Below are 13,104 nucleotides of genomic sequence, written 5' to 3'. Positions count from 1 at the left end.
TCATGAAGACGTCCTACGTTTCTAATCTGGCGATCCAGACCGCCATGCGCATGACGATTCAGCAGAACCAGATGGATCTGCTGAAGGCAACCCAGGAACAGACGACCGGTCGGCACTACGACGTTGGCCTGACGCTTGGCGCGACGGCTTCGCGCTCGCTCAACCTTCAGCGCGAGATCGACCGTCTGAACTCGATGAAGAGCACCAACTCGGTCGTAACCCAGCGCCTCTCCGGCTCGCAGGGCGCGCTGGAAACGATGGCGAAAGCGGCCGAAAAGGTGCGCGACACGCTCGTTACCTACAAGGGTAACGATGCCGCGAGCCAGCTGAAGATCCAGAAGACCGAGATCATGGGCGCGCTGCAGACCTTCACTGCGGCTGCCAACACGTCCTTCAACGGCGAGTTCCTGTTTTCGGGCATCAATACCGACGCCAAGCCTGTCGCCGACTACACCGCTACGTCTGCGGCAAAGACGGCCTTCGACACTGCGTTTACGGCGTTCAAGTCCGCCAATGGCATCACGTCCGACGACCAGATCACCGCCGCGCAGATGAAGACGTTCATCACCGGTCTGGAAACGAGCTTCATGGATACCACCCCCGGGGGGTATTGGGACACCAACTGGTCGGACGCATCCAGCCAGAACATGACGAGCCGGATCAGCGCCAGCGAGGTGATCGAAAGCTCGACCAACGCCAATACCAAGGGCTTCCGGATGTTCGCGCTGGCAAGCGTGATCTCGGCTGAGCTGATGGACAAGAACATTACGCCTGACGCGCGTGCCGCCGTAGGCACCGCGGCTCTGGACTATGCAGAGCAGGGCATCGCCGCGCTCAACGGCGAACGCAGCCAGCTCGGTATCTCGGAATCGCGCGTGAAGAAGGCGAACACCTCGATCGACGCGCAGCTCAAGCTGGTCAACACGCATGTCGCCGATCTCGAAGGCATCGATCCGATCGAGACATCGACCCGGATCAACACGCTCAAGGTGCAGTTGGAAACGTCCTATACACTAACGTCGCGACTACAGCAGATGAGCTTGCTCAATTTCCTCTAGTGTGAGGAACCGGACAAACATGAAGGATGTCTGAATGTACCAATTTTCCTATGCCGAGATCATGGAGGACGGCGTCGCCGACTCCAAGAATCGGGAACGGCAGGTACTCGATCGCTCGATCGCGCTCATGGAAGCAGCGAAACAGCAGAAAGGGTATTCGAGAGAGGCCATCGAGGCCATCTACTTTACCCGGCGCCTGTGGATCCGTTTCATCGAAGATCTGCGTGCTCCGGAGAACCAGCTGAACGAAGAGCTGCGCGCCAATCTGATTTCGATCGCCATCTGGATACTCAACGAGACGGAAAAGATCCGCAAACGCGAATCCTCCAACTTCCAGGGCATAATTGACATTACCACCATCATCAGGGATGGACTGAAATGAAGAGCACACTGCGTATCTCGCTGAAGTCGGGCGAACGGATTTTTGTAAACGGCGCGGTGCTGCGCGTGGACCGGAAGGTCGCGGTCGAGTTCCTGAACGATGTGACGTTCCTGCTCGAAAACCACGTGCTGCAGCCGGAAGACGCAACGACGCCGCTGAAGCAGCTCTATTTCATCGCGCAGATGATCCTCATCAATCCGGAAGGCGCCGAGCAATCGACCGCCATGTTCCGCAAGTCGATCGTCATGCTCTTGAACTGCTTCAAGAACGAAGAGATCCTTGCCGAGCTGAAGCGTGTTGACGGCCTGGTGACCAACGGTCGCGCCTTCGAAGCGCTCAAGGCGATCCGCGGCCTCTACGCCATCGAAGACCGCATCCTCAACACGCAGGAAATCACGCCGGCAACGGTCGAGCAGATTCGCAAGGAGATCGCACCATGGCGGTAAGCGGCGTCAGCAACAACGGCTACACCCCGAACGTTTCGGCTCAGGATTCGGGCGGCGACGCCGCCAAGGCATCGCTCAACTACGAGAGCTTCCTGAAGCTGCTCGTCGCCCAGATGAAGAATCAGGATCCGACGCAGCCGATGGATGCGACGCAGCAGATCGCGCAGCTTGCGACCTTCTCGCAGGTCGAACAGACGATCAAGACCAACAAGAACCTTGAAAGCCTGCTGCAGCGCACGTCGCTGAGCGAAGCGGACGCCGTCATCGGGCGCACTGTCACCAGCGAAGACGGCAAGACCACTGGCGTGGTTAAGGAAGTGAAACTATACTCTGACGGAATCATTGCGGTGCTGGATAACGGCAAGGAGCTTGTTATCGGCCCGGGCGTCAAGGTGAAGTGATAACTCCATGAATGAGGCGGATGCCCTCGATATCGTACAGGCCGCGATCTGGACCGTGATCGTGGCCTCGGGGCCCGCCGTTCTCGCCGCGATGATCGTCGGCGTTGTCATCGCCTTCATTCAGGCGCTGACCCAGGTCCAGGAAATGACGTTGACCTTCGTCCCGAAGATCCTCGCCGTCATGATCACGGTTGCCGTGTCCGCGCCCTTCATCGGCGCTCAGATTTCCATCTTTACCGACATCATCTTCTCGCGCATTCAGTCCGGATTCTGATCCCGCACCGCCGGCCATCGGCCAGCGGCCAGCGACGCCATGAAACCCTCGCGCAAGCTTGGACGGGTATCTCCATCTCTATAGTGGGGCAGCGCGTGTGAATGCTGCCTTGATCTCATGATGAGACGGAAGAGACATGGCACAACAAGCAGCGCTGATCATCCCGAAAGTAGCTCCGAAGGGCCGGGACATCGGCTTCGCGCTCGGGATCGTGGCGATCCTGTCGATTCTCTTCCTGCCGATCCCGCCATTTCTGATCGACATGGGACTGGCCTTCTCGATCGCTTTTTCGGTGCTGATCCTGATGGTCTCGCTGTGGATCCAGCGCCCGCTCGAGTTCTCCTCGTTCCCGACCATCCTGCTGATCTCGACGATGGTGCGCCTGGCGCTGAACATCGCCACCACCCGCGTCATTCTTTCGCATGGTCATGAAGGCCACGGCGCTGCCGGCGGCGTTATCTCCGGTTTCGCCAGCCTCGTCATGTCCGGCGACTTCGTCATCGGTTTGATCGTCTTCCTGATCTTGATCACCGTAAACTTCATCGTCATCACCAAGGGTGCGACGCGTATCGCCGAAGTCGGCGCGCGCTTCACCCTCGATGCGATTCCCGGCAAGCAGATGTCGATCGACGCCGACCTGTCGGCCGGCCTGATCGACGAGAAGGAAGCGCAGCGCCGCCGGCGTGAACTCGAAGAGGAAAGCTCCTTCTACGGCGCCATGGACGGTGCGTCGAAGTTCGTGCGCGGCGACGCGATCGCCGGCCTGATCATCACCGCAATCAACATCTTCGGCGGCATCATCATCGGTTACCTGCGTCATGGCATGCAGATCAGCGAAGCGGCCGACGTTTTCGTCAAGCTGTCGGTCGGTGACGGCCTCGTCTCGCAGATCCCCGCCCTCATCGTCTCGCTCGCTGCCGGCCTTCTGGTATCGCGCGGCGGCACATCCGGCTCCACTGACCAGGCCGTCGTCGGCCAGCTCGGCGGCTACCCGAAGGCGCTGATGGTCGCCTCCGGTCTGATCATTCTTTTGGCCGTGGTTCCCGGTCTGCCGTTCCTGCCCTTCGCCGTGCTCGGCGGCGGCATGGCGTTCCTGAGCTGGCTCGTGCCGCGCCAGATCGAGGCTGCCAATGCCGCGCGTCGCGCCGAAGAGGCCGCCAAGGTCCAGCAGACCAAGGAAGGCGAGCAGGACTCCGTCAAGTCGGTGCTGAAGACCGCCGAGATCGAGCTCCTGCTCGGCAAGCAGGTCTCGACCCGCCTCCTCGGTGCGCACCAGGAACTCGCCTTCCGTGTCGGCAAGATGCGCCGCAAGTTCGCCGGTCAGTACGGCCTCGTCATCCCGGAAATCAAGGTTTCCGACGACATCAGCATTCCGGACAAGGCCTACCATATCCGCATTCACGGCACGACGATCGCGTCCAACACGGTGCGCGTCGGCGAAGTCCTGGTGGTCACCGGCGGCGGCCGCCGGCCGAGTGTTCCGGGCGACGAGATCCGCGAACCCGCCTTCGGGATGCCGGCGGTCTCGATCCTCGAAACCTTCACCGAGGACCTGAAGCGCGAAGGCTTCCATCCGATCGACAACGTATCGGTGGTGCTGACGCATTTGAGCGAAGTGATCCGCAACAACCTGCCGCACCTGCTTTCCTATAAGGACGTCAAGGTGCTGATCGAGCGGCTCGATCCGGAATACCGCAAGCTCGCCGACGAGATCTGCACCTCGCACATGTCCTATTCGGGCCTGCAGGCGGTGCTGAAGCTGCTGCTGGCGGAGCGGGTCTCGATCCGCAACCTGCACCTGATCCTGGAAGCGGTCGCCGAACTCGCGCCACATGTGCGCAAGACCGAGCAGATCGTCGAACACGTGCGCGTACGCATGTCGCAGCAGCTGTGCGGCGACCTTGCCGACAACGGCATCCTGCGCGTGCTGCGCCTCGGCAACAAGTGGGACATGGTCTTCCACCAGGCGCTCAAGCGTGACGCCAAGGGCGAGGTTGTCGAGTTCGACATCGATCCGCGTCACCTCGAAGAGTTCAGCGAGCAGGCGACGAAAGTTATCCGTGAACATCTCGATCGCGGCATGCCCTTCGTACTGGTAAGTTCGCCCGAATCTCGTTCTTATGTGCGCATGATCATCGAGCGCCTCTTTGCCACCTTGCCCGTGCTCTCGCATGTCGAGCTTGCCAAGGGCCTTGAGATCAAGATCATCGGCTCCATCTCATGATCACCGACCCGGAGGGCACGGTGTTGGCGCTGTTTGCGGCTTTCTGCCGGATCGGCGGCTGCATCATGATCATGCCCGGGTTCTCCAGCGCACGCGTTCCGATGCAGGTGCGGCTGTTCATTGCAGTCGCGGTTTCCATGGCGATCCTGCCTGTCATGTGGACGGACATCTATCCGCAGGTGACCGGCAAGGGGCACAGCTACATCTACCTGATCGCTGCCGAGACGGCGGTCGGCGCGGTCATGGGCCTTGTCGCCCGCTACTATGTCCTGGGACTGCAGTTCACCGGAACGGCGATCACCATGCTGATGGGCTTTGCCTCGCCGCCATCGTCGGACGTGATCGAAGATACGCCCGAAAATCAGGTGACCAGCTTGATCAGCTTCACCGGCCTGATGGTGCTGTTCATGCTGGACTTCCATCATGTGATGATCGAGGCGATCGTTCAATCCTATCGCGCCATGCCGATCGGCACGCCATTCGATCCGCAAGGCGTTCTGATCACGCTCACCGATTCGCTGTCGCAGATCTTCATGATCATGCTGAGGCTCGCGAGTCCCTTCATCATCTATGGCCTGCTGTTCAACGTGGCGATCGGCATGGTGAACAAGCTGGCGCCACAGATCCCGATCTACTTCATCTCACAGCCCTATTTGATCATGGGCGGCTTGTTCCTGCTCTATCTCGGTATCGCCGCGATGCTGCGCCTGTTCGGCGACGGTTTCGCGCTGGTCATGCAGGGAGGATAGCCGGATGAAAACCCGCTCGCAGAAACTCAAGCGGCTGGTCGCCGTCCAGCGCCATCTCGAACAGATGGCGGAGGCGGATTTCGTCGAGATGGTGCGGCAGCGCGAGGTCCTGGCCGAGACGATCGATGTCGTCGTGGACGCCATGGGCTCGGCGCATCCGATGCACCGCATGTTCTCCGGCCACTATTCCTCGCAGATCGGAAGGCTCGTGCAGAAGGACCAGATGCTGCACGGCATCCAGCAAACGCACGAGGCGCGCATGCTGAGAGAGCGCGCGAAAGCCGACCGGCTCGAGGAAAACATGAAGGAGGCCCGCCAGTCCGAGGACCGTGAAGAGGCCGACAATTCCATCTACGACCTGATCGATCAACACGTTACGGGCAACGCGCCAGCTTCCGGTAAGCTTGACGGGCGATAGTGCGTCATTCCCGGTTTGCTCCGATGGCGGAGCGGACCCGGGCCGACCAATGCCCAGGCTCGATTTTGAGAGGATTCGTCATGGCCATCTCTCCGCCCAGCGATCTGGTGATGGATGTCGTGCGCGCCGCCGACCCCGCCGAAGTGCAGGAAGCACAGGCGCGGTTGAAGGCCAACCGTGCCGCGTTCAAGGCGACGAGTCTCGCGGAAAACGGCAACGGCTTCGCCGCTGCCGTCAACGTTCTGAACCTGTCGCCCGATGGTTCGAGCGGCCTCGGCGACCTCAACAACCGCGTTGAACAGAAGAAGATTCCGGAAACCTATCGCAAGTTCGAGGCCATGGTGCTGCAGAACTTCGTGAAGTCGATGCTGCCGACCGAAAGCGAGAACGTCTTCGGCAAGGGCAACGCAGGTGACATCTGGAAGAGCATGATGGCCGAGCAGATCGGCGACGTGATCTCCAAGAGCGGTGGCATCGGCATTGCCGAACAGCTCGCAGGTGCCGAAGGCACCGATCGGGTTCAGGCATCGCTCGACGGCAACAGCCGAAACCTCGCCGCAAGCCTCGTGCAGGAATACGAGCGCAAGACGCTGACCGGCTTCTCGACCGACAACGACAAGAACAAGCAAGCCTAGGGCGGGGTCGGGGAACTGCTTGCAGTTTTCCATCCGCATTCCGCTCTAATTCATAGGAATAGATCGCTTGAGAATCCGGTCGATCCGACCAGAAATCATCGTGATCCAATTGGGAGTTGATTCATGGAAGCCATGGCATCCAATGACGTCCGGATCCAGAACGTGCTCGGCCGCCTGGAAATGATCCTCGACAACGAGAACAGCCGGATCGGCGTCGACCCGGAATTCGATATCAAGACATCGAACGCCCACAAGAGCCGTTGCCTCTACGAACTGACGATGCTGCATCGTGACATGCTGCCGGGCGAAAACTCTTCGGCTTTCTCCTCGCATGCACTGCACCTGCGCGAGAAGCTGTCGGTCAATTCGCAGAAGGTCGAGGCGCATCTCGAAGCAGTTCGCGCCGTCGTCGACCTCCTGAAGACCGCCGCCCAGGATGCCGATGCGGACGGCATCTATTCCGAAGCGCAGTTCCGCTATAGCGATTTCTGATGCTGAAGCTCGTTTTCACCGGGATCTGGGTCTGCGCGGTCACGCTCGGATCGGTCTATTTCTCGATGCAAAGCGCCTCCGCGCCCGTCGTCGCTGACGGCGAGGCCGCCCGGCGCGCAGCGGAGCAATATGTTCCCGGTGAGATGATCACCATCCCGGTCATCCGGGATGGTTCGGTTCAGGGCTATTTCCTGACCAAGCTTTCCTTCTCCGCCACCAAGGAGGGGATCAACAACCTTCGCGCGCCGCTGCGTCAGATGGTTACCGATGAGCTTTACGATTTGCTCGTCGGCTCGAAATTCATCGACATCGCCGACACCGGTACGTTCGACCTGCCGACGTTCAAGACGACGGTCAAGGACGGCCTGAACAAGAAGCTCGGCGGAGAGGTGATTACCGAGGTGCTCGTCGAGCAGCTCGAATATCTGACCAAGGAAGACGTCAAGCGCGTCGCCAACAGCCAGAACGTACCGCTGCAAAAGCCGGTCCCGATCGTCGACAAGAACGGCAATGTCGCCGATGACAAGTTGCCGGAAGGCGCCGTCAAGGCAAGCAGCTCGCACTGACGAGAGCAAAGAACGTCCGGCCGGGTTCCGCTCGGCCGCTTGCTATCGGCAAGACGGTGTCGGTCGTCAGTTCTTTTCCGGGGTGCGGTACTGCTCGTTGACGAGGCCGAGCTCCGCCATCAGCCGGCCGATTGCCACATAGAAATGGTATGACCCGGCCGCCGCCAACCCGCTCTTGTTCCACAGTTCCAGCCCACGCGGGATCGATGCGCCAAGCAGCGCCAGCGATTTGCCGAAGGTCCTGAGGCGGCCCCTGAAGCTCGGGTCTCGCCGATGTTCGAGCATCGTCGAGATCGCGCCGTTCCTGAGGCTGCGCGCCCTGATCCAGGATGCGCTGGTGCGGCGGGCCGGCACCGTCTCGGCAACCCAGGCATCGGCCGCCCAGGCAAACGAAAATCCCTTCGCCTTGCAGCGGCTGTAGAAATCCGCATCGCCGCCGCCGATGAAGTTGAAGGCGGGATCCAGGAAAGGTTGCGGCATCGCGTCCAGCACCCCGCGCGTGACGAGCACGTTGCCGGAGGAATAGAGAATGGGAACCGGCCCGGTCGCATCATAATGGGGCATGAAGACCGGATGGCGTTTCCACTTCTGCCCGCCATCGCCTTCGAAAACCGGAAGCTGCGGGCCGCCGACCATATCGGCACCGGTCGTTTCCTGTGCCGCGATGAGGCAATCGAGCCATTCGGGCGCCGCCACTTCGTCGTCGTCGATGATCGCGATCGCCTTGAGGTTCGGGTAGGTTTGGAGCGCCGTCGCCCAACCGGCATTGTAGGCGTGGCAGTTTCCGCGCTGGTGCGCGACGATCACGACAGAATCCGAAGGATGTCCCAGGAAGAAGTCCTTGGCCGCCGCAGCCCCGGCCAGCCCGTCGGCATCGTTTTCGACGACGACCGTGGCGTAGGAGATGTCAGGCCTTTGGGAAACAATGGTTTTCAGCGTCTTGACGACATGGTCCGGCCGACGGAACGTCGGCAGCACGACGACGAGTTCGATGTCGCCGGCGTCTTCCAGCTCTGTCCGGAAGTAGACGGAAATGTCCTGGCCGGTCGTCGTCATGGCGAAACCTGTAAAAGCAAAATTGTGTCGCAATACAGCAAATCTTCCTAAACAGATGCTGAACCCTGGCGGCAGATTTTGAAAGGGGTCTTTAAGCGCTCCTTCACCCCATGCTGCTAATGAAGGCCGCAGTTCCATTCATGACGCGTGGCAAAATGCATCTGGTCCTGGTCTCTTCGCTCGTTCCCGTCGCCAATCCGGCGTCCGGTTTCGACATTGCCAACCGGGCTGTGCTCGACGGTCTGCGCGCGCTCGGTCACCGCGTCAGCGTCATCGGTTTTCTCCAGCCGGGACGCGTGCCGGCACCCGATTGCGATATGCATCTTCTCGGCGAGCTGGAAGTCACCAATGCCAAGGTTGGCACGTGGCAGAAGTTGAGCTGGCTCGCGACGGCCTTTCTCAACCGCACGACCGTCTCATCCGGCAAGATGATGGTGGTGTCGTCGAGCCGGATTCAGTCGATCCTCGAGAGCCTCGCTCCGTTCGACGGTCTCGTGCTCAACTCGGTGCAACTGCCGGCCGCTTTCCAGCAGGTTTTCCGCCCCCACCCGTCGATCTATGTCGCGCACAATGTCGAGGCGGATTCTGCTTTCGAGAATGCCGAGCGGGCCAAGGGTACGGTCGAACGCTTTCTTTTCCGGCGCGAGGCGCAGTATCTCGAACGCTACGAGCAGCAACTGGCGCAAAATGCCGTGGCCGTCTGGACGTTTGCGGAGGCCGACCGCTTCGGCTTCGGCCGCGCCGTCAGCGACCGGGCCTTCGTGCTGCCGCTGGTCACCGGGTGGGACGCGGCCGCGGCATCGGAAGGAACAGCCGAACTCCAACAGGACCTTGGCTTGATCGGGACCTGGAGCTGGCGGCCGAACCGATTGGGGCTCGACTGGTTTCTCGCCGAGGTCGTACCGCATCTGCCGCAGGATCTTTCGATTGCTATTGCCGGCCAGATGGATGGCATCCCGGCGGTTTCCCATCCCGGCGTCCGCTTCGTCGGACGGGTGCCGGATGCACGCGCCTTCGTCACGGAAAGTGCGGTCATACCGCTCGTCAGCCGGGGCGGTACAGGCGTCCAGCTGAAGAGCATCGAGACCTTCGAACTCGGCATGCCATCCGTGGCAACACAGGCGTCGCTGCGCGGCATCGAGGCGCTCCCTGAGAATTGCGCCGCGGCCGAAGATCCGGCTGAGTTTGCACGCCTGTTGGTCGACAAGGTCACCCGGGCGCGCGGCGGCGACCGCCAGCGCCTTGACGGTTCGGTCTTCCATCGCGCCCAGAAGGCGAAGCTGATGCGGGTCATGCGCAACGTGCTGGCCGGCCTTACCCCCAGTGCCGCGGCCGAAACGCCTTCGGTACCGCCCGACCTGAAGGTCCATGACGGGGGGCGGTCGTGACCAAGACGACCGCCGGCGCGAACGCCGCCCTGTCCAGGCGCCTCATTCTGGGCATGCCGGTGATCGATTTCGACTGGGAGAGTGCCTTTGCCTTTGCGGCCGACGCGCTGTCGCGCCCAGGCGGGCAAACGACGCTCGCCTTCCTCAATGCCAACAATGCCAATCTGATGATGCGCGACGGCGCGTACCGCGAGGTCCTCGGCCGCCAGGTCGTGCTTCCCGACGGTCACGGCGTCGATATCGCTTCCTATCTCTTCTACGGCAGCATGTTCCCCGCCAATCTCAACGGCACGGATTTCGTGCCGGCGCTGCTGACCTTCATCGACCGGCCGCTGCGCGTCGCGATGATCGGCGCCCGCGGGAAAGTGCTGACGCGCGCGGCCGAGAACTTTCGCAGGCATGCGCCATGGCACGAGTTCATTCCCGTTTCCGACGGGTTCTTCGATCGTGACCGCTCCGAAGAGGTGCTTGCCGATGTCCGGGCGCTGAATGCCGATATCCTGCTGGTGGCGATGGGAAGCCCCGGCCAGGAGAAATGGGTCGATGCCCATGTGGGGCCGCAGGACGCCCGACTGGTCATCACCGTCGGCGCGCTCTTCGATTTCGTCGCCGAGGCGTTTCCGCGGGCGCCGAAGTTCCTGCGCCGGATGCGGCTGGAATGGTTCTTCCGCCTGGCGGTCGAGCCGCGGCGCATGTGGCGTCGCTACATTCTCGGAAACCCGCTTTTCCTGTTTCACGTCGTCTGGCACAAGCTGTCGGGGCGTGCGCGGGACAGCGTCGCCGACACCAGCCTTCGGACGGGAACATCGTGAACGGTCAGACCATGCGCACAGCCATTGTCTCAGCGTCCTACGCCAATGACTTCGAGCGCTGCCGGCTGATGTGCGAAAGCATGGACCGCAAGCTTCAGGGCGATTGGAGGCACTATCTGCTGGTTGCCGATTTCGACGTGAAGCTCTTCCGGCAACTGGAGGGCTCCAGGCGCCAGGTGATCAGCGAACGCGATCTCCTGCCCTGGTGGTTGCATCCCGTCACCGACCCGCTGTCGGGCGGCCGCCGGAAGCTGTGGCTCAGCCCGTTCGGCCTGCCGCTGCGTGGCTGGCATGCCCAGCAGCTTCGCCGCCTGGCGCTCGCGCGCCATATCGACGAGGCGGCCATGTTTGCCGTCGATTCCGATGTCGTCTTCCTGCGTGCCTTCGATCCCGCCAGCCTCTGGCAGAAAGAACGGCTGACGCTCTACCGCAAGGACGGGGCGATCAACGCGCATATGCGCTCCAACCACCTTGAATGGCTCGCCCATTCCGATCGGCTTCTCGGGATCGGCCCCTACACGCTGCCGGCCAACGACTATATCAACACGCTGATCGCGTGGCGCACCGATACCAGCCGCAAGCTGCTCGAACATATCGAGACGCTGCACGGCCGGAACTGGGCGAGGGCGATGACCCGTACCCGCGCCTTCTCCGAATGCACGATCTATGGCCGCTTCGTCGACGAGGTGCTCGGCGGGGAAGGGCACGTTCCCTCCGATGCCGCGCTCTGCCATGTGCTCTGGTTCGAAGACAGCTATCGCCAGGATCTCACCGGTCTCAGGGCGTTCCTGAAGGATATGGCGCCGCATCAGATCGGCATCGGCGTTCAGTCCTTCGTCGGCCACGATCTCGACGATATTCGCCGGGCGGTGTTCGAACTCGCGGCCTGAGGCATTTGTCTTGTTTCAGATGACCCGATCAGTCGGCTTTCTGAGCGCCGAATAGGTCAGTCCGAACGACAGCGCGTAGAGGACCAGGAAGATCCCGTTGAGCGCCGGCGCCCAGGTCGCGACATCGGTCGTCGTCTGCAGCAACAGCACCAGCAATCCCACCTTGACGATGCCGGCAATCAACAGGTTCAGCATGCGCCGCACCGTGCGGCCGGTCGCGTAGAGCAGTTCGGAATGATACTCGATCAGGTTGCGGAACGAGGGCACGAGCAAGATCATCGCGACGATCGGCGCGGCCGCCGACACATTGCGTCCGAGGCCATCGGGAAAGACCCACAGATAGAATGCCATGGCCGCGATGGCGGCAAAGGACGCAAGCGCCACCAGGAGTTCGATCGACAGCCGGACACCCCAGCGGGCAATCGCCTCGGGTGTTCGCATGATACGCTGAACGAGCAAGGTGTTGAACGACCGCACCGGCAGCGCCGTCAGGTCCGCCAGCCGCATCAGGATGGCATAGAGACCGGAGACTGCCGGACCGCCGATCGCAAGCACGGCGATCTTGTCAAACTCCGACTGGATGTAGAAGAGCACCTCGGCGCCGGCAACCGACACGGAATCCGCCCAGCGCCGGAAGTAGAGCCGGGGCTGCCAGCGCATCCGCACACGCGGATAGAACCAGAAAAGAGCCACCAGCAGGCCGAGCGCATTCGCAAGCAGATAGAGGTAGGACCAGGCCTCGAGCGTTTTCCAGGGGAGCAACGCAAGGAGCAGGGCAGCGGCGGTGCGGATCGCCGTTCCGATCACCACGAGGAGGGCGCCGCGCCCGAAGCGACCGAGACCGTTCAGCACGATGACGGCGGTCTCCAGTCCGCGCCAGCAGAGGATCTCGGCCAGCATGAAGGCAGCAAAAGTGCCGGCCGCCATGTCGCGGGAAAAGAGGGCGAGGAAGGTGACCGCGCAGATGATTGCGATCAACGGCAGCGACAGGAGGGCGCCGACCAGGAAGCCGGCGCTATAGGTGCCGACAAGCAGCGGCTTTACGGTCGCGACCCGATAGAGCGGCGACATGAAGCCGAAGGCGAGCACGCGCGATATCATGATGCCGGCGGCGGACGCGGTTGCGAACAACCCGAAGTCGGCGATGGCGAGCGTGTTGGCAACGGCGATGAAATAGACGAGCGACAGCACGAGCCGGCCCGCCGAACCTCCGGTCATCGAGAGGTAAGCGTGGATGAGCGCCCGGTGGCGGAGATAAAGCGCTTTGACGCGATGAGGCACGGCCGACATTCCAGTAGCGCGTCTCCGGTTCG

General features: G+C 61.7%; 16 protein-coding genes. 14 read left to right on the top strand and 2 right to left on the bottom strand.

What is annotated here, in order from left to right; all coding sequences use genetic code 11:
• The first annotated feature begins 2 nt into the window (after positions 1-2).
• From JVX98_RS18955 to JVX98_RS18905, 11 genes are all read left to right on the top strand, one after another.
• Complete coding sequence (locus JVX98_RS18955) at positions 3-1,058, top strand: flagellar hook-associated family protein (RefSeq protein ID WP_192447836.1); 1,056 nt, start codon at positions 3-5, stop codon at positions 1,056-1,058.
• 34 nt (positions 1,059-1,092) lie between these two features.
• The gene (gene flaF / locus JVX98_RS18950) at positions 1,093-1,440 is read left to right on the top strand and encodes a flagellar biosynthesis regulator FlaF (RefSeq protein WP_034800744.1); all 348 of its coding nucleotides are present in this window, start codon (positions 1,093-1,095) and stop codon (positions 1,438-1,440) included.
• Positions 1,437-1,886 (top strand): flagellar biosynthesis repressor FlbT, encoded by a 450-nt coding sequence (gene flbT, locus JVX98_RS18945; protein ID WP_034800746.1) that lies wholly within the window; start codon positions 1,437-1,439, stop codon positions 1,884-1,886. The genes flaF and flbT overlap by 4 nt, the downstream gene beginning before the upstream one ends.
• Entirely contained in the window at positions 1,877-2,287 is a 411-nt protein-coding gene (flgD, locus tag JVX98_RS18940) for a flagellar hook assembly protein FlgD (RefSeq protein WP_034800748.1), read from the top strand. The genes flbT and flgD overlap by 10 nt, the downstream gene beginning before the upstream one ends.
• Positions 2,288-2,294: 7 nt before the next feature.
• Positions 2,295-2,561 carry a flagellar biosynthesis protein FliQ gene (gene fliQ / locus JVX98_RS18935; protein ID WP_043624946.1) on the top strand — a complete coding sequence of 89 codons (267 nt, stop codon included), beginning with the start codon at positions 2,295-2,297 and terminating at the stop codon, positions 2,559-2,561.
• 136 nt (positions 2,562-2,697) lie between these two features.
• A complete protein-coding gene (gene flhA / locus JVX98_RS18930; protein WP_192447834.1) occupies positions 2,698-4,785 on the top strand; it encodes a flagellar biosynthesis protein FlhA in 2,088 nt (695 codons plus the stop codon).
• Positions 4,782-5,534, top strand: coding sequence for a flagellar biosynthetic protein FliR (gene fliR / locus JVX98_RS18925; protein ID WP_043624952.1), 753 nt, complete (start codon positions 4,782-4,784; stop codon positions 5,532-5,534). The genes flhA and fliR overlap by 4 nt, the downstream gene beginning before the upstream one ends.
• A 4-nt stretch (positions 5,535-5,538) precedes the next feature.
• The gene (locus JVX98_RS18920; RefSeq protein WP_192447833.1) at positions 5,539-5,952 is read left to right on the top strand and encodes a hypothetical protein; all 414 of its coding nucleotides are present in this window, start codon (positions 5,539-5,541) and stop codon (positions 5,950-5,952) included.
• A gap of 80 nt (positions 5,953-6,032) precedes the next feature.
• Positions 6,033-6,587: a rod-binding protein gene (locus JVX98_RS18915; RefSeq protein ID WP_192447831.1), complete on the top strand. Its 555-nt coding sequence runs from the start codon at positions 6,033-6,035 to the stop codon at positions 6,585-6,587.
• 123 nt (positions 6,588-6,710) lie between these two features.
• A complete protein-coding gene (locus JVX98_RS18910) occupies positions 6,711-7,079 on the top strand; it encodes a hypothetical protein (RefSeq protein WP_043624961.1) in 369 nt (122 codons plus the stop codon).
• A complete protein-coding gene (locus JVX98_RS18905; protein ID WP_192447829.1) occupies positions 7,079-7,645 on the top strand; it encodes a hypothetical protein in 567 nt (188 codons plus the stop codon). Before JVX98_RS18910 ends, JVX98_RS18905 begins: the two co-directional genes overlap by 1 nt.
• Positions 7,646-7,711: 66 nt before the next feature.
• Here JVX98_RS18905 and JVX98_RS18900 read toward each other — a convergent pair whose 3' ends face one another.
• Positions 7,712-8,701: a glycosyltransferase family 2 protein gene (locus tag JVX98_RS18900; protein ID WP_205237084.1), complete on the bottom strand. Its 990-nt coding sequence runs from the start codon at positions 8,699-8,701 to the stop codon at positions 7,712-7,714.
• Positions 8,702-8,841: 140 nt separating this feature from the next.
• Here JVX98_RS18900 and JVX98_RS18895 point away from each other — a divergent pair, with 140 nt between their 5' ends.
• Genes JVX98_RS18895 through JVX98_RS18885 form a run of 3 tightly spaced genes read left to right on the top strand, consistent with a single transcriptional unit; the run spans position 8,842 to position 11,791 of the window.
• Positions 8,842-10,089 carry a glycosyltransferase family 4 protein gene (locus JVX98_RS18895; RefSeq protein WP_246764904.1) on the top strand — a complete coding sequence of 416 codons (1,248 nt, stop codon included), beginning with the start codon at positions 8,842-8,844 and terminating at the stop codon, positions 10,087-10,089.
• Complete coding sequence (locus JVX98_RS18890) at positions 10,086-10,901, top strand: WecB/TagA/CpsF family glycosyltransferase (RefSeq protein WP_246764903.1); 816 nt, start codon at positions 10,086-10,088, stop codon at positions 10,899-10,901. The genes JVX98_RS18895 and JVX98_RS18890 overlap by 4 nt, the downstream gene beginning before the upstream one ends.
• Before the next feature lie 11 nt (positions 10,902-10,912).
• The gene (locus JVX98_RS18885) at positions 10,913-11,791 is read left to right on the top strand and encodes a DUF6492 family protein (protein WP_205237083.1); all 879 of its coding nucleotides are present in this window, start codon (positions 10,913-10,915) and stop codon (positions 11,789-11,791) included.
• Between the two features lie 15 nt (positions 11,792-11,806).
• Here JVX98_RS18885 and JVX98_RS18880 read toward each other — a convergent pair whose 3' ends face one another.
• The gene (locus JVX98_RS18880) at positions 11,807-13,081 is read right to left on the bottom strand and encodes a lipopolysaccharide biosynthesis protein (protein WP_205237082.1); all 1,275 of its coding nucleotides are present in this window, start codon (positions 13,079-13,081) and stop codon (positions 11,807-11,809) included.
• Between the last annotated feature and the right edge of the window lie 23 nt (positions 13,082-13,104).

Origin of the sequence: Ensifer sp. PDNC004 (assembly GCF_016919405.1) — a bacterium.
Classification (GTDB): Bacteria; Pseudomonadota; Alphaproteobacteria; order Rhizobiales; family Rhizobiaceae; genus Ensifer.
Note: the sequence above shows the minus strand (reverse complement) of the source record. Positions and strands in the feature narration are given on the sequence as shown.

Coding starts and splice junctions, on each gene's coding strand:
- JVX98_RS18920 (WP_192447833.1), top strand. CDS start 5,539: ATGAAAACCCGCTCGCAGAAACTCAAGCGGCTGGTCGCCGTCCAGCGC.
- JVX98_RS18895 (WP_246764904.1), top strand. CDS start 8,842: ATGACGCGTGGCAAAATGCATCTGGTCCTGGTCTCTTCGCTCGTTCCC.
- JVX98_RS18915 (WP_192447831.1), top strand. CDS start 6,033: ATGGCCATCTCTCCGCCCAGCGATCTGGTGATGGATGTCGTGCGCGCC.
- flbT (WP_034800746.1), top strand. CDS start 1,437: ATGAAGAGCACACTGCGTATCTCGCTGAAGTCGGGCGAACGGATTTTT.
- JVX98_RS18905 (WP_192447829.1), top strand. CDS start 7,079: ATGCTGAAGCTCGTTTTCACCGGGATCTGGGTCTGCGCGGTCACGCTC.
- JVX98_RS18910 (WP_043624961.1), top strand. CDS start 6,711: ATGGAAGCCATGGCATCCAATGACGTCCGGATCCAGAACGTGCTCGGC.
- fliR (WP_043624952.1), top strand. CDS start 4,782: ATGATCACCGACCCGGAGGGCACGGTGTTGGCGCTGTTTGCGGCTTTC.
- fliQ (WP_043624946.1), top strand. CDS start 2,295: ATGAATGAGGCGGATGCCCTCGATATCGTACAGGCCGCGATCTGGACC.
- JVX98_RS18880 (WP_205237082.1), bottom strand. CDS start 13,081: ATGTCGGCCGTGCCTCATCGCGTCAAAGCGCTTTATCTCCGCCACCGG.
- JVX98_RS18885 (WP_205237083.1), top strand. CDS start 10,913: ATGCGCACAGCCATTGTCTCAGCGTCCTACGCCAATGACTTCGAGCGC.
- flaF (WP_034800744.1), top strand. CDS start 1,093: ATGTACCAATTTTCCTATGCCGAGATCATGGAGGACGGCGTCGCCGAC.
- flgD (WP_034800748.1), top strand. CDS start 1,877: ATGGCGGTAAGCGGCGTCAGCAACAACGGCTACACCCCGAACGTTTCG.
- JVX98_RS18955 (WP_192447836.1), top strand. CDS start 3: ATGAAGACGTCCTACGTTTCTAATCTGGCGATCCAGACCGCCATGCGC.
- flhA (WP_192447834.1), top strand. CDS start 2,698: ATGGCACAACAAGCAGCGCTGATCATCCCGAAAGTAGCTCCGAAGGGC.
- JVX98_RS18900 (WP_205237084.1), bottom strand. CDS start 8,701: ATGACGACGACCGGCCAGGACATTTCCGTCTACTTCCGGACAGAGCTG.